Source organism: Synechococcus sp. A15-60 (genome assembly GCF_014280095.1).
GTDB lineage: Bacteria > Cyanobacteriota > Cyanobacteriia > PCC-6307 > Cyanobiaceae > Synechococcus_C.
Genome location: NZ_CP047933.1, coordinates 572,823 through 587,976 on the forward strand (window position 1 = coordinate 572,823; position 15,154 = coordinate 587,976).

The 15,154-nt window shown below is 57.4% G+C and carries 14 protein-coding genes; 8 read left to right on the plus strand and 6 right to left on the minus strand.

Annotation, left to right across the window (positions count from 1 at the left end; translation table 11 throughout):
• The first annotated feature begins 28 nt into the window (after positions 1–28).
• Positions 29–781, plus strand: a complete 753-nt coding sequence (locus tag SynA1560_RS02920) for a phosphoadenylyl-sulfate reductase (RefSeq protein ID WP_255477036.1) — start codon at positions 29–31, stop codon at positions 779–781.
• 2 nt (positions 782–783) lie between these two features.
• Positions 784–1,503 carry a type III pantothenate kinase gene (locus tag SynA1560_RS02925; RefSeq protein ID WP_186501119.1) on the plus strand — a complete coding sequence of 240 codons (720 nt, stop codon included), beginning with the start codon at positions 784–786 and terminating at the stop codon, positions 1,501–1,503.
• Here the strand turns inward: SynA1560_RS02925 and bcp are convergent.
• Complete coding sequence (gene bcp / locus SynA1560_RS02930) at positions 1,481–1,948, minus strand: thioredoxin-dependent thiol peroxidase (RefSeq protein WP_186501120.1); 468 nt, start codon at positions 1,946–1,948, stop codon at positions 1,481–1,483. The genes SynA1560_RS02925 and bcp overlap by 23 nt on opposite strands.
• Here bcp and SynA1560_RS02935 point away from each other — a divergent pair.
• Both SynA1560_RS02935 and SynA1560_RS02940 read left to right on the plus strand, forming a co-directional pair.
• Positions 1,947–2,612, plus strand: a complete 666-nt coding sequence (locus SynA1560_RS02935) for a 4'-phosphopantetheinyl transferase superfamily protein (protein ID WP_186501121.1) — start codon at positions 1,947–1,949, stop codon at positions 2,610–2,612. The two genes, bcp and SynA1560_RS02935, sit on opposite strands and share 2 nt — an antisense overlap.
• 440 nt (positions 2,613–3,052) lie before the next feature.
• Positions 3,053–3,676, plus strand: a complete 624-nt coding sequence (locus tag SynA1560_RS02940) for a protein phosphatase (protein ID WP_186470190.1) — start codon at positions 3,053–3,055, stop codon at positions 3,674–3,676.
• Positions 3,677–3,748: 72 nt separating this feature from the next.
• Here SynA1560_RS02940 and SynA1560_RS02945 read toward each other — a convergent pair whose 3' ends face one another.
• On the minus strand, positions 3,749–5,962 hold the full coding sequence (locus tag SynA1560_RS02945; RefSeq protein WP_186501122.1) for an AAA family ATPase: 2,214 nt from the start codon (positions 5,960–5,962) through the stop codon (positions 3,749–3,751).
• Positions 5,963–6,092: 130 nt separating this feature from the next.
• Here SynA1560_RS02945 and SynA1560_RS02950 point away from each other — a divergent pair, with 130 nt between their 5' ends.
• From SynA1560_RS02950 to SynA1560_RS02960, 3 genes are read left to right on the plus strand one after another with little or no spacing between them, the layout of a single operon-like run.
• Positions 6,093–7,154, plus strand: coding sequence for an efflux RND transporter periplasmic adaptor subunit (locus SynA1560_RS02950; RefSeq protein WP_186470978.1), 1,062 nt, complete (start codon positions 6,093–6,095; stop codon positions 7,152–7,154).
• A gap of 11 nt (positions 7,155–7,165) precedes the next feature.
• Positions 7,166–10,597 carry an efflux RND transporter permease subunit gene (locus SynA1560_RS02955; RefSeq protein ID WP_186501123.1) on the plus strand — a complete coding sequence of 1,144 codons (3,432 nt, stop codon included), beginning with the start codon at positions 7,166–7,168 and terminating at the stop codon, positions 10,595–10,597.
• Positions 10,594–10,899 (plus strand): hypothetical protein, encoded by a 306-nt coding sequence (locus tag SynA1560_RS02960; protein ID WP_186470193.1) that lies wholly within the window; start codon positions 10,594–10,596, stop codon positions 10,897–10,899. The genes SynA1560_RS02955 and SynA1560_RS02960 overlap by 4 nt, the downstream gene beginning before the upstream one ends.
• Positions 10,900–10,932: 33 nt before the next feature.
• Here the strand turns inward: SynA1560_RS02960 and SynA1560_RS02965 are convergent, their stop codons facing one another.
• Complete coding sequence (locus SynA1560_RS02965; RefSeq protein ID WP_186501124.1) at positions 10,933–12,591, minus strand: alpha-D-glucose phosphate-specific phosphoglucomutase; 1,659 nt, start codon at positions 12,589–12,591, stop codon at positions 10,933–10,935.
• A gap of 113 nt (positions 12,592–12,704) precedes the next feature.
• Between SynA1560_RS02965 and SynA1560_RS02970 the strand changes: the two genes are divergently transcribed.
• A complete protein-coding gene (locus SynA1560_RS02970; RefSeq protein WP_186501125.1) occupies positions 12,705–12,944 on the plus strand; it encodes a hypothetical protein in 240 nt (79 codons plus the stop codon).
• A gap of 12 nt (positions 12,945–12,956) precedes the next feature.
• On the opposite strand, the gene SynA1560_RS02975 is transcribed toward SynA1560_RS02970, so the two are convergent.
• From SynA1560_RS02975 to SynA1560_RS02985, 3 genes are all read right to left on the minus strand, one after another.
• Positions 12,957–13,325: a hypothetical protein gene (locus SynA1560_RS02975; RefSeq protein ID WP_255477038.1), complete on the minus strand. Its 369-nt coding sequence runs from the start codon at positions 13,323–13,325 to the stop codon at positions 12,957–12,959.
• A 431-nt stretch (positions 13,326–13,756) separates the two neighbouring features.
• Positions 13,757–14,113: a hypothetical protein gene (locus SynA1560_RS02980; protein ID WP_186501127.1), complete on the minus strand. Its 357-nt coding sequence runs from the start codon at positions 14,111–14,113 to the stop codon at positions 13,757–13,759.
• A 99-nt stretch (positions 14,114–14,212) separates the two neighbouring features.
• Positions 14,213–15,139 carry a hypothetical protein gene (locus SynA1560_RS02985; protein WP_186501128.1) on the minus strand — a complete coding sequence of 309 codons (927 nt, stop codon included), beginning with the start codon at positions 15,137–15,139 and terminating at the stop codon, positions 14,213–14,215.
• Between the last annotated feature and the right edge of the window lie 15 nt (positions 15,140–15,154).

The window sequence follows — 15,154 nt, forward strand, 5'->3', positions numbered from 1 at the left end:
TGGGGGAATGAGGCAAGGCATCAGCAACATGATCAGCACCGCTGGCGGTGTCGACTCAGGCGCGGCAGATGCCGACCTCAGCGCGTTGCGCGCGCAGCTGGAGCCTCTTGAGCCGCAGCAATGTCTGCAGTGGGCGCTGGATCGCTACGGCGCCGGGTTCGCAATGACCACAAGCTTTGGGATCCAGTCCTCTGTGCTGCTGCACATGCTGAGCCGATTGCCTGGCGGAGAGGCAGTTCCCGTGATTTGGGTGGATACCGGTTATCTCCCACCTGAGACCTATCGCTACGCCGAGACCCTGTGCAAACGCCTGGGGTCGCATCTCGTTGTGGCGCAGTCGAGCGTGTCACCGGCCCGTATGGAGGCGCTGCATGGTCGCCTCTGGGAAACAGGTCGGGAGGAGGACATGGACTTTTACCTACGACTGCGCAAGGTGGAACCTCTCGAGGAAGCTTTGGATCAAGCCAAGGTGCGCTGCTGGGCTAGTGGTGTTCGTCGCGGGCAAACCGACCTACGCAACACAATGACCGTGTTGGATCCCATCCGAGATCGGCTGTCGTTGCGTCCCCTGTTGGGTTGGACCAATCGGGATGTCTTTTATTACATGCAAAAGCACGAGCTTCCGCAGCATCCTCTGTTTGATCAGGGATATTCCACTGTTGGCGATTGGCATTCCAGTGCCCCCGATGGCCTCGAAGGAGAGGGGCGTAGCACCCGTTTCGGCGGACAAAGGCAGGAGTGCGGCATCCATGTGCCCGGAGTAATGGGCGATGGCATCTGACCATGGAGGCGCAGCAGCATTGTCTGCTCATCGGCAACAGCCGTTGGCATTGGGCTGAACGATTTCCAGCCGGTTTGGCTGCCGCTTCTGGTGCGGATGCTTGGCGCTTTTCTCATGGTCTTCCAACCCAGACGCGGCTGGATGACCTGTCTTCGCTGGCCGGCTGGGCGGCTGTTGGGCCCGTTCCCTCCCATCCACTGTTGCAATCCACGTGTCGTCTCGGCCTGGGAGAAATACCGCTTGGTGAAAAGCCCCCCTGGCTTGGCGTCGACCGAGCCCTGGCCGGCTGGGGGGCATGGGTGCGTGCCGGCCAATCGTCTCCAGTGATGGTGGTGGATGCGGGCACCGTTCTCAGCCTCACCCGCGTGTCGAAAACTGGATGCTTTGCAGGAGGGTGGCTGGCTGCTGGCATCAGTCTTCAGTTGCGTGCCATGGCCGAGGGAACGGTCGCTCTTCAGCTCCCCGGCTCGACATCCGAGCTTTTAGCCGGCAGAGATTTTCCCCTCGACACTGCACAGGCCATGCGGCGCGGCGTAGTGGAAAGCCTGATCGGGTTGATCTGGCGGGCTCAGGAGAAGGACCCCTCTGAACTCTGGTTGTGCGGTGGTGATGCCCCAGTACTGGCGTCGGAACTGATCTCCCGGGGCTTGGCGGTGATGCATGCCCCGGATCTCGTGATGCAGTCGATGGTGTCGTTGGTCAGCTCAAACTCAAATCGTTGAGGACCTGATCAGCCATCGAGTCGGCTTTCACCTTGCGATAGATCAGTTCGAGCTTGCCCTCGGCATCCACCACAAAAGTGTGGCGCATCATTCCCATGTATTCGCGACCCATGAATTTCTTCAGGCCGTAGCTCTCATAGGAACTGGCGACAGCACATGGCTCTTCATCCGTTAGCAGGGTGAAGGGAAGCTCCTGCTTGGCGATGAAACGGGTGTGAGATGCCGCGTTGTCTTTGCTAACGCCGAGCACTTTGATGTTGTGCTTCTGCAGATCACCCCAGCGGTCACGAAAATTACAGGCCTCTTTGGTGCAGCCAGGGGTGGCGTCTTTCGGATAGAAATAGATCACCACTCGCTGTCCCTTCAGGGATGACAGGGTTACGGGCTGTCCATTTTCATCTGGAAGCGTGAAATCAGGGGCGGGATCGCCGATCTGCAGTGTCATGGGCGGCAGAACAATCGGCGGCAGCGTAACGGCTCTGTGGATGCAAGAGTCACGATCTGAGCCCAGCGATGATCCTTCGGGGCTCACGGCAGAAGAGAAGGCCTGGGCTGAAAGCCTTCCCCAGCGTCGCGCCATTCACTTCCGGCGCTCAAGGCTTTGGATGCGGAGCTGTTTGGCGTCTCTGCATGGTTGCTCGGCCCGAGAGGTTCCTTTGACGGCACCGCCGGGGGTGCCGCCATTCCTGGCTCCTGGTTGGGGCTACATCAGCCTCAGCCACTGCGTCGATGCATGCTTGCTGGCCTGGAGCCTTCAGCCGGTCGGTGTTGATTTGGAGCGAGCTGATCGTGCCTTTGCTGCGGATGCCTTGATGCGGCGCTTTTTCACCTGCACGGAGCGCAGCGATCTGGTCGCCTTCCAGGGTGAGCGCCTGCGTCGTGAGGTCCTGGATCGCTGGCTGATTAAGGAATCGGCCATCAAGTGGCAACGCGGAACGTTGGCCAGTGACTTGCGCTTCTGGGACGTGAGTGCATGCCTGGGATGGGCTCGGCACGGTGAGCTGGCCGTTGAGATCGCAGCTGAATTGCGATCTCAAGGTGATTGGCGCATGGCGATCGCCGTCTCCGACAAGCAATCTCTACGGGATTGTCGACTCTGTCTCGCGTGAACCAATCGCTCTGCAGCCTGGTATCGCCTGACCTCCGAAGGCATTGAGTTTCACCGTTTGCCAGCGCGTTTGCCAGTGCAGCTCTGCTGGCGAGTCTTGGTGCTTCCGGCCTGTTCCAACGGCAGGCCCGATCGCCAATGTTGGTTTTCTGTCGGAAGCCTCCATTGACAGTGATCCATGCTCGTCGGGCTGGACTGCATGGCCTCATTCATCTCCCGTCTGAATCTGCAACATCCTTCCCGCGCAGGTGACATTGGATTCGCCTGTACACGTTTTGGTCTTGCTGAGAGTTCCGCGCGTCTGGCGGGAATCGTGAGACTTGAGATTGTTTGAGCCCGATCGTTCGATTTTTTTACTGATGATCTTGCCGCTTTCGGCGATTTTGTTGGCGACTATTTTTTTTACAGCTAGTTTTTTAAGGACGTCTTTGTTCGCCGTCCGTGTTCACCCGTTTTGCAGCAGGCGCACTTGCCGCCGCTTCTCTTACTACTTTGGCTGTCGCCGCTGAAGCAAGTCACCGCCCCGTGCGTTGGGTCTCCGGTGGCGCTGTCTGGTCCACCGAAGACAGTGCTTTCGCTACCTTTTTCAGCGAAGGCGAGATGACCGACCGTGCCCTCGAAGCCGGCATCTACAACTCCGGTTGGACTGCCGATGAGGTCCAAGAAGGCATGACCAAGACCTACGACGTGGATCTGCTTGGCGTTGCCAATTTCCTGTATTCCGCCGATGGCGTCGCATTCCTTGACGACCAAACCAGTAGCTATTTCCCCTATTGGCAGAAGAAAAAGACCGCTGTGGTCGCTCTTCGCTCCGCCATCATTCTCGATGCTGTTGACGGCGAAATCTCTTCCGCCAGCATCATGAGCAACCTGCCCGTTGACTTCCGTCTAAACGACAACGGCACTTCTGACGGTGCTCAGAACGTCTGCAAGGCTGGCCTCGATGCGCCTCAGTCCACCTCCCTGATGTCCTGGTATGTGTTTCTGCCCGCTTGCGTGCAGGCCAACCAGATCCTCCCTATGGAGCCCGCTTCTGTCGCCGCCCCTGTTCGCGGCCTCTGGTGATCGACTCGAACCTCGGGTTCGACTACATCGCTTCACAGGCCCCGGCAATGTCGGGGCTTTTTTGATGGGCTTCTAGAGATGCACACCTGCAAGTCGCCAGTGGCGCAACCGTTGAGGCAGGGGATGTCCGAGCAGTTGCGTCAGAGCTTGTCGGAGCAGAGAAAGCTCTTCTGAGGGGGCGTCTTCTGATGTTTTCATCGCCTGCTGATAGGGACGGTTGTCTCCGAGCCATCGCTCGATCAGGTTGGAATCCACAGTCAGCGTCAGGGATTCCTGCCAACTGGATGGCTTGATCGTCCAACCGTTTATGTCGAGGGTCGACAGCAGACGGTTCCGTTGCTTGTCCTGAGAAAGCCAATGGCATTCCCGCTGGGCCAGTGAGGTCAAAGCCTCATAAATCGGATCGGTGATGTCGTCGTCGACCATCTCCAGCACTGCGGCAGCGGGTCCGAGCTGAGGCTCACTGAACAACAGACGCAGCTGTGCATCCGGCATTGCCCTTGAACTGAGTGCTTTCCAGGTGGTCTCCAGCTCAGGTGAGGACAGGTCTTGAGTATTGAGCCGTCCTCCCAGGACCTCGAATCGGTGATCGGCATTGAACGTGTCCAGCGCTCTCGGACTGTCCAGCACGGTTGGTTGATGGAGCGGGTCAAGCAGTTGCAGCTGTGCGTCGAGTCGTAGCTGTTCAGTGCGGGAGGAGCAGAGGATCGTCAGTCCACCTTCGGCGACGGCTTCCAGCGGGTCGAGTGACCACAGCAGCGAGCGTCCTCCCAGGACGACGACACGGTCCGTTCGCTTCCAGTCGAGATCCGACCAGAGCCGTTGGCGCAGCTCCTGCAGGCGTTCACCATCCACGGCTTTTTGCCGCTGCAACCATCGCTCCAATTGGGGTTCTTCCGGGCCGCTGCTCATCAGCAGCGGGTGCTCATCCACGGCTTCTGCGGACGCTGCCAGTTGTGCGGCCCGGCGCTCCAGCATCCGATCACGTCGTTGACCTTCCCATCCCTGGTTGCTCGCCGACCAGAACACTTCTCCTTGCAGTGCTTTGGGAAGGTATTGCTGGGCCACCCAGTGTTCGCGGAAGGCATGGGGATAGCGATATCCTTTGCCATCGCCGAACGCATCGCCATCGCGGTTGGCATCGCGAAGGTGGGTCGGCACCTCCTGACGTTGGGCGTCACGCACGCTCCGCAGCGCTTCGAAGACACCGGAGGTGCTGTTGCTTTTGTCGGTACAGGCCAGATAAAGAGCTGCCTGGGCCAATGGGTAGAGACCCTCCGGCAAGCCGATGCGTTCAAAGGCCGCAGCGCAGGCTTCGACCACCACAACCGCTTGGGGGTCGGCTAATCCCACATCTTCGCCGGCGGAGATCAACATGCGGCGAAAAATGAAGCGTGGGTTTTCTCCGGCTTCGATCATCCGGGCCAGCCAGAACAGAGCCGCGTCAGCGTCAGAACCGCGCAGCGATTTGATGAAGGCACTGATCGTGTCGAAATGGGCATCCCCTTGCTTGTCGTAGAGCACGGCTCTCTGCTGAATCGATTCTTCAGCGATGCCGAGGTCAATCTCGATTACCCCTGTCGCGTTGGCTGGTGTGCTCTCTACGGCCAGTTCCAGGGCATTCAGCAAACTGCGAGCGTCACCGCCGGCAACGTCCACCAGATGGTCTGCCGCCTCAGGTGTGATCTCCACCTTTCGGTTGCCGTATCCACGTTCGCCATCGCTGATTGCGCTCCTGAGCAACCGACTCAGGTCATCGGCTCCCAAGGCTTCAAGTCGAAACAGCCGCGAGCGGCTGACCAGCGCCTTGTTGACTTCGAAGTAGGGGTTTTCCGTGGTCGCGCCGATCAACGTAAGGGTGCCGTTTTCCACCCATGGCAGCAACGCATCCTGCTGAGCACTGTTGAAGCGGTGCACCTCGTCGATGAACAGGATCGTGCGCAGTCCGTGGCGTTCCAGGCGGCGATGCGCTTCATCGACCTCATGGCGCAGATCCTTCACCCCGGCCAGCACGGCATTGAGCGAGCTGAAATGGGCTCGTGTGTGATTGGCAATGATCCTCGCCAGGGTGGTTTTGCCGACTCCTGGAGGACCATGCAAAATCAGATTTCCGACCCGATCGGCGGCAATGGCGCGTCTGAGCAGCCTGCCTTCCGCGAGGATCGCCCCCTGACCGACGAATTCATCCAGATCGCGTGGACGCAGGCGGTCGGCGAGGGGTGCCAGCTGACGTCGTAGAGATTCGCCGTGATGGCTGAACAGATCCTGATCTGATGGTCCGCCCACGGCATCGAATCCTGATGTGGTGATTCTTGCCTGATTCAGGCAAACCAAAAAGCGCAGTCATAATGCGGCCGTCTGACATCCGACCGTGCGTCTGAACCGACCCCTGATTCCCTTGGCCTTGACCACCGTCATGTTGACGGCTTGCGGGATGGGCGGAGGAGCACAACGACCATTACCCGAGGTGCAGCAGGCTCCTGTTGAGGAAGCCATCTTCACCGACGATGTCGACACGGTGAGCACTCTCGAAGCGACTGATCTGGTGCAGCTGGCGGCTCAAGCTTCAGGACGCATTCTCGAGCTGAAGATTGCTCAAGGTGATCAGGTGAAGCCAGGTCAGTTGCTCATGGTGCTGGATCAGGCCGCGGAACAAGCACGTTTGGCCACTGCTAGAGCTGAAGAGCAGAAGGATCTGCTGGAGCTCAAGCGCTACGAATTTTTGGTCCCCCTGGGGGCCGCAGAGGCGTCAGAACGCGATCAGCGTCGAGCGGTCTACATCGCCTCCCGCAACAAGGTTCTGGCTCAAGAGGCGCAACTGGCTTACAGCAATTTGGAGTCACCCATCGCTGGTTTCGTCGCGGATGTCTCCGTGCAGGTCGGTGATGTCGTGCAGATCGGCGACCCCTTTACCAAGCTCATTCGCGACAACACGCTGGAGGCCAGAGTTGAGGTGCCTTCCACCTACGCCAACCGCATCCGCTTGGGGCTGCCGGTTCTTCTCAGCCTTCCTGGCAGCGATGAAGTATTGGCGCAAAGCACCGTGTCGTCTGTGGATCCGGGAATTATCTCTGGCACTCAGGCCCTGTTGGTGTTGGCGGAATTTCCCAATCCCGATGGATCCCTGCGCAATGGTCAGCGACTGCGTACCCGGGTGCAACTGGATGCCCGCGAGCTTCCCTCAGTTCCCTTTTCGGCTGTCACCCAAACTTCAGGGCAGAGCTTCGTGTTCCGACTTGGGACGCTCAGGGAGCTGGAAGCTCAGCCAGGCAAAGCCGATCTGGATCGCATCAAGAAGGGAATTGAACGTGGTGTGATCCCTTCAACAAGCCTGTTCGCACTGCAGACCCCGGTCAGTCTTGGTTCACTCCAGAACAATCGCTACCCCGTCACCAAAGGGTTGGAGTTAGGGCAGAAAGTGATCACCAGCAATCTGTTGAGCCTCCGCCATGGCGTGCCCGTGAAGGTGAACAACTGAGCGCCTGAGCCATGTCTGCATCCAATAATTTCATCACTCGACCGGTTCTCACCACGGTCTGCAGCATCCTGATTGTGATCGTGGGTTTGATCGCGATTCCGATCCTTCCGATTGAAAACTTGCCCGACATCGCGCCGCCCACCGTCAAGGTGCGTGCGAACTACACCGGAGCCGACGCCATCTCCGTGGAGGAAGGTGTCACCTCGGTGCTGGAGCAGCAGATCAATGGTGTGGAAAACATGGACTTCATCAAGTCCAACAGTTCGGCTGATGGTGTGAGCTCCATTGATGTGGCGTTTGCCAGCGGCACCAATGGCGACATCAATCAGGTCAATGTTCAGAACCGGGTCTCGCTAGCTGAACCTCAGCTCCCTGAAGAAGTTCGCAAAGCTGGGGTGACCGTCAACAAGGCCTCCAACTCAATCCTGCTTGTCTACAACTTCGGCAGCGAAGATCCAGACCAGATCACTTACAGCGCTGAGACGATCAGCGGCCTTCTTGATCTGAATCTCACGGACTCGATCAAGCGCGTGACCGGGGTTGGTGATCTCACCTATTTCGGCAATCGCAAGCTGGCGTTTCGCCTTTGGCTCGATCCAGACAAGCTCACGACCTTCGGTCTCACCTCAACGGATGTTGTCAACCAGCTGTCCAGTCAGAACCGTCTGGTGCCTGCTGGCCAGGTGGGCGGTGAACCATCACCAAAGGGGCAGCAGTTCACCTTCACAGTGCAGCTCCAAGGCCGTCTGCGCAGTATTGAGGAATTCGAGTCGATGGTCGTGCGCACCGCCGAAGAAGGCGGTCTCGTGCGATTGCGGGATGTGGGCAACGTGCAACTCGGGGGTGAGTCCTATGCCGTGAGCGCAACGGATCTCCAGGGCGTCCCTTCGGTGGGACTGGCCGTGTATCAGCTCACCGGAAGCAATGCGCTGGAGGTTTCCGATGGAGTGAAGGCGGTGCTGGCTGAGTTCGAAAAGACCATGCCAGTGGGCATGAAGATGGAGAAGATCTACGACAACACCGACTTCATCACCGCCTCCATCCAGGGAGTTGTGAATTCTCTGCGGGATGCGGTGGTTCTGGTGGTGTTGATCCTGTTTCTTTTTCTGCAGAACTGGAAAGCCACGCTGGTTCCAGGAATTGCCATCCCTGTCGCGCTGATCGGCACCTTCGGGCTGGTACTTGGTTTCGGCTTTTCGCTGAATCAGCTCACCCTGTTCGGTCTTGTGCTCGCGACTGGTCTGGTGGTCGATGACGCCATCACCGTGATCGAGGACACTTCCAGCAAGAAGGCCGAAGGAATGACGGCGCTTGAGGCGGCAAAAGCCACCATGGATGAACTGTTCTCCGCGGTGATCGCTACGTCACTGGTGAAGTTCGCGGTGTTTCTGCCAGTGCTCTTCTTTCCCGGGGCCACGGGAACGATTTACAAGCAGTTTGCGGCCACGGTGATCTTCTCTATCGCCATTTCCACCTTTAACGCCCTCACCTTTTCGCCCATGCTTTCGGCGTTACTTCTGGCACGCGAGTCGAAGGATCCTGGCCGCAAAACCTATGCCATCGCCGGCACCGTGATCGGTTTCGTCTATGGCCTGCTTGTGGTTGGTGGAGGTGCCGCGCTGGCGCTGGTCCCCACTGCCATCGGAGCCTTGGTCGGGCTCTTGTTGGGGCGCGTTTTGGATCGTCCGGCCACACTGCCCTTCACCATCGGTGGAGCCATGACCGGTTTGATCCTGGTGGGCGTGAGCCGCATTCTGCCTGTGGTGATTTACCCCGCATTGGGCTTGGGCTTGGGCTGGTTGACCCCGGTGATTTTCGCCAATTTCAACCGCGGCTATGCAGTGATGGAAAGCCGTTACTCCGCTGCCTTGCAATGGGCTCTTGGCCGGCGAAAGCTGGTGATGAGCATCCTCGGTGCTGGCATCCTGCTGACGGCTGTGGCCTTTCGTGCCATCCCCGGTGGGTTTGTTCCGATTGAAGACCAGGGCTATGCCATCGGCGTTGTGCAGGCGCCAGAGGGTGTATCCACCCAGGTCACTGAAGCGATCAATCAACAGGTGGCCGCAGTGCTGCGCACCGAAAAAGACATTACGGCCGCCTCCGTTTTCAGCGGTGCCAGCTTGGATGGCAACAGTCCGAATAAGGGCTTGTTTTTCTTCGGCACTACCAACTGGTCGGATCGCCAGAAGAAGGACCAGTCAGTGGCGTCGATCGTGGAGCGTCTCAATCAGAAGCTGGCGGCTTCTGTGGATGGTGCTCGGGTGTTTGTTGTGGAGCCTCCCTCCATTCCGGGTTATGGCACCGGCGGTGGTTTTGAGTTCCAGCTGCTCGACCAGAGCGGTGGTGCTTACAGCCTTGCGGAGTTCAACGCCACAGCCAGCCGTCTGATCCAGGCCGGCAATGCCGACCCCGAACTCAATCGGGTTTACACGTTCTTCTCGCCCGAATCACCCCAGATTGAAATCCAGGTCGACCGGGATCGAATGGCCGCGGTCGAGGTGGACTTCGGATCAGCGATGCAGACCTTCAGCGTCAATTTCGGCGGTTTGTATGTGAACGACACCTTCCAGGAAGGCAAGGTGCGTCGTGTCTATGTGCAGGCCAATGCAGAAAGCCGAGCCACACCCGAGCGTCTGTCCGCTGTTTACGTGAAAAGTGCCGCAGGTGATCTGATTCCGCTGTCTGAATTTTTCACCGTTCGGGAAACCTATGGCCCCACGGTGGTGCCCCATTTCAACCTTTACCGGTCGATCAAAATTGAAGGCACGCCCGCTCCTGGCAGCAGTTCCGGTCAGGCCATCAATGCCATGAAGGGGATCTTCGAAAGCGTGAACCCTCAGGGTCTCAGCTTTGACTGGACCGGTATTTCCCGGGAAGAAGTGAAGGCGGGTGCCCTTGCGGTGGTGATCTTTGCGCTCGGAATTCTGGCGGTTTATCTGGTGCTCTCCGCCCAGTACGAGAGCTATGCCGATCCCCTGATTATTTTGATGACCGTTCCTACGGCCATGCTCGGCGCCCTGATCTTTCTGGCGTTGCGTGGTGAGGTGCTCAACGTCTACGCCCAGGTGGGCCTTGTGATGTTGATTGGCCTTGCGGCAGGCAACGGCATCCTGATTGTGGACATGGCCAATCAGCGCATGCAGGCGGGTGCCAATGCGTTGGAGGCCGCGCGTTATGCGGCGAGCTCGCGTTTGCGTCCAATCCTGATGACAGCGATTTCTTCGTTGTTTGGTTTCGTTCCACTGGTGTTTGCCAGTGGAGCAGGCGCTCGGAGCCAAACATCACTTGGTGCTGTGGTGTTCGGTGGTTTGTTGGTGGCCACTGTGTTGTCGTTGTTTGTGGTGCCAGTGTTTTATGTGGTGATGAAGTCATTGCTGGGCCAGGCGGATGGGGCCATCGGTGGTCCAGAAGCAGGGAATGATTCGGGATTGATCACCTCATGACGCAGGGCAATCGACCCGGTGCTGACACCCAAAAGCCAGCTGACTTCAACGGCTATAAGGTTCTCTGGTCTGCATTGATCGGTGCCGGGATCGGTGTGGTGCTGTCGCTCTTTCTCGACACCTTCATCCGCAACACACCGGCGACCATTCGCCAAACTCGGCTGCATTACCTCTACGGGGTCGTGATCTCTTCGGCGGCTCTCTTCAGTGCCTCGATTGAGAGCATGCGCCAGCTTCAGGACAGTGCACCGGAAGAGGACTACCGCACGGGCAAGTCGATGGCAGGGAAGTCTCGTCGTTAGACGAACCTCTCCCTGCCAGGTTGGATGACCTGATCAGGTGATCACCGTGGGCTGATCCATGCCGGTGCGTTGTTGGATTTCAGCCAGGTCGTTGATGGCGTTGATCATCTTGGCCAGGGCGATCTGAGGATCCTGGTTGAGGTCCCCGGTGTTGGGAACATAGCTCTCTAGGTAGACCCGAATCGTGGCCCCCTTGGTGCCAGTTCCGGACAGACGAATCACTACGCGGCTGCCGTCGTCTAGAAGAATTCGCAACCCCTGCCCCTGTGTTACCGACTGGTCCACAGGATCGATGTAGCTGAAATTGTCAGCACCGCTGATGGTCTGACCAGCAAAGGTTTGCCCCAACAGGGAGGGAAGCATCATTTCCAGGCGGTCATAAAGGCCGTGGGCGGCTTCCGTTGGGACCGCTTCGTAGTCATGGCGCGAGTAATAGTGCCTGCCAAAGCGTTGCCAATGGCTGTTCATGATGTCTGCGACGCTGCACCGGCGGACGGCAAGGATCTGCAGCCAGAACAGCACGGCCCACAAGCCGTCTTTTTCGCGCACGTGATTGCTGCCGGTTCCAAAGCTTTCTTCTCCACACAGGGTGATCTCGCCAGCATCCAGCAAGTTGCCGAAGAACTTCCAACCCGTGGGAGTTTCGAAGCAGTTGATGCCCAGACCCTTGGCGACCACATCCACCGCTGCGCTGGTGGGCATGGAACGGGCAACGCCCGCCAGCCCCCCTGCGTACCCCGGGGCGAGGGTGGCGTTGGCCGTGAGCACCGCGAGGCTGTCGCTGGGATTCACGAAGCAGCGGTGGCCCAGAATCATGTTGCGGTCACCGTCTCCGTCGCAGGCGGCTCCGAACCGATACCCATCACCCTCGAGAAGAAGCCCTGCGAGGTCGTGGGCGTAAGTCAGGTTGGGGTCTGGGTGTCCCTTGCCGAAGTCCTCGAGGGGGATGCCATTGCGCACGCTGCCGGCTGGTGCGCCGAGCAGGTCTTCGAACACCCGTTTGGCATAAGGCCCTGTCACGGCATGCATGGCATCGAAGGCCAGCGGAAAGTCGCTCTTGAGCAAGTCGCTGATTTGCTCGAAATCAAACAGCTGCTGCATCAGGGCGACAAAGTCATCGACGCCATTGACGATTTCGACCTGCATCGCACCGGTCTGATGCGTTCCCGGTTCTTCGAGGTTGAGGGGCTTCGCCTCGGCGATTGAATAGTGATCGAGTGTTTTCGTGCACTCGAAAACTGCATCGGTGAAGGAGCTGGGCGTGGGGCCGCCGTTGGCGCCATTCACCTTCACGCCAAAGTCGCCATCGGGCCCACCGGGATTGTGGCTCGCGGAAAGGATGATGCCTCCGATCGCTTGCCTCTGGCGGATCAGATTGGAGGCTGCGGGGGTCGACAGGATGCCGCCTGTGGCGACCAACACTTTGCTGAGCCCATGGGCTGCTCCCATGCGCAAAATTACGTCGATGGCGCGTCGGTTGCCGTAGCGACCGTCGCCACCGAGCACGAGAGTGCCGCCCTGCACGCCAGGCAGAGTTCTGAAGACCGCTTCAATAAAGCTCTCGAGGTAGTGAGGCTGCTCGAATTGTTGGCTGCTCTTGCGCAGTCCCGAAGTGCCGGGTTTTTGGTCAGTGAAAGGAGCGTCGAGTTGCACGATGGTGTGCGTGGGCTCGGCCGAGGCGGAGGCTGTCATCCCGTGCGGGTGGGGCGGATCTACGGAACCTAAACATGCCTGGACAAATCCAGGGTGTTCGGGGCAACCACTTGTCGCAGCTACTTTTTGTTCATCGCGTCGGCTGAACTGTGATGGAGATCGATCGCCCCAACGCAGTTCCTCTCTCCCAGGAGCAACAAGAGCTCATTACCCATGTCCGTCAGCGGTTGGAGTCGATGGTGTCCAGCCATGGCTTAACGGCTGATGACGTAGGCGAATTGATCCGGGAATTGCGAAGACATCCTGCGTTGAGCAGTGAACTGATGCAGCAGGTTCGCGATGAAGTGGAGCGCTTGCTCCCGGGGCAACGCTTCAGTTTCGACTGGGATTAACACCGGGGTCGCTCATGCCTGTGTGGGTGCCTGCGGCGCTGGTGCTGGAGCCTTCGCGCAGACCACAGTGAGTCTTCGGGCTGGGCGATCAATGTTGTCCCGCCGTTGAAAGCTGTTGGTGTTGGCCACATGAGACGCCTGGATCAATTCCCAGAGGGTGTCTTTGCAGGCGGCTGGAAGTCGTGGGTGATCCATCAGCGGATCGGCAATGCTTCGGGTCTGTTCGCAGTTGGTGAGGTCATTCTCCCGTGAGCAGCTGTAGGCGAGCAGCTGCAGCGAGCGCATCTCTTCTTGAGTGGGCATGGGGACGAACTTGACCTGCGTGAAGGCCGCGGGGGGCAGCATCAGCACAAGCCCCAAGAGGGACAGCGGCAATCTCACGGAGGGTGAATCAGTCATTGCAAGAGTATTCTGGCCCGACTGGCGTGGCGATCGGTCATCGGTGTTTGGGTTGACCAACGCCTTGCTTGCTGGGGATCAAGTTGGAGACGACCGGGTGTGGTTTTTGGAGGGATTGCTGTTGTCCAGTTTTCGACTTGAACTGTGTCAGCGGATGTTGCCAATGATCAATGTCAATGGATTCATCTTCGTGAATGGAATCTTTTGCAGCAGTCGTGATTCATTCATGGATCTGAGGTGATTTCTCCCCTTTGCTCTCCACTGCCGCACAGCGCTTGCTGACGCTCCAACTTGCGCTGCATTCGCTAGGTAATCCCTCGTTCAGCGGTTTATCAGAAGCGATTGATTATTAAAGCTAATTCTTAGACACTTCTTTATGCGAACTTAGTATTTGGTCTTTAACCACCTAAGCATCAATCCTTTGCGCCCATGTCTTCTGCCCACTCAATAGCTCCCAAGTGAGCTCCCAGTGAGATCAGTCCCGCAAGGATGGCAATGACGTAGTTGGCTCCTTCCTGGTCAATCGCTTCGCCGATATGAAACCCTGCAACTGCCCATGCTGCGGTCATCGCGAAGCAGAACAGGACGTTGAGGATGGGAGTGACCATTACAATCATCCCGCTCAAAAAGATTCCTCCACCCCACCACCAGCTCTGCATCCCAATTCCAAATGCAACGGCAATGACGAGAATCTCGAAGATGACGAACGATGAGGCATCGTCGTTGAATTTGGCTTGTGTGAAGCCAGCTCTAGTGTTTCGGATGCTCATGCCAGTTTAGAATTGGTGGATTTGGGCTTGTCCCTGGATAAATTCTGCTGATTTGTGAAGGGTCGAGATCAGGATTTTCTGGATCCTTGGCGGATTCCCCTAGCAACCTCGTTTTGCAATACCAGTGACTTGGTAACTATTGTTTAGATGTTTTACTTTGATCGTAGAAACGCTTTGTTCCATTTCATGCCCAGTTTGCCTCCAATTTCCCATTGATATTACGAGTTGATATTCATTATCGCTTGTAATAATCTCTAAGTCTTTGTAGGTGTTGATTTCAAGCTCCCGCCTTCCCCCGACCACATTAATGATAGCTTTGCTTTTGGTAACATCTTCTACCGGAAATGTGGCCCAGACAAGTGGCTGATTTTCATCATTTTCTGCAAAGTAAAAGCTGCATCCTCTGGGTAAATTACTCCATTCCATAGGTGCTAATTGTCTGGTTTGATGTTGCTTTGTTTTTTGGGATGGCTGCTCAGCGCTTGCAGTGTATTTGAACGAATTCGGTGCTTGGTGGGTTGGTGTTGTTTGCTCTGATCCGATCCATCGATCTTTTGAGAAAGACCAGAACTTGCAGCGTGACAGACGAATTCCCATTTCTTCAGAGGTGATCACGCCGCGTACAGCAACATGCATTCCTTTGCGGAGCTCATGGACTTCGGGGGCATTACGAGGTTTCGAACAGCTCACGGACGAAAAGCTGTACTCTCCACCAGTGATAGTGATGCTGACGTTTTTCTCGTCAAACATTGAGTCGTCAATGCTTCCTATGTATCCAGTGATTTCAACAGGTTGGTTCATGTACCTGTCCTCAGCCACCACTGAGTTCGCTTCGAACTCTTCTGCGATCTCTTCCACGCTGACATTGGCTATGGGTTGATCTATGTCGAGAGTTCTAATTCGATTCTCCTTAGCTTCTTCCGTTGCTTGATCCGCCTTGTACTCCTCAGCTAATTCTTGAAGTTCTGCACACCCTGTTGTGAGAAGCAACGAACTTACGGTAAGGATGCCCAGAGCAGTTTTCATTTCCTCGGAATTCGC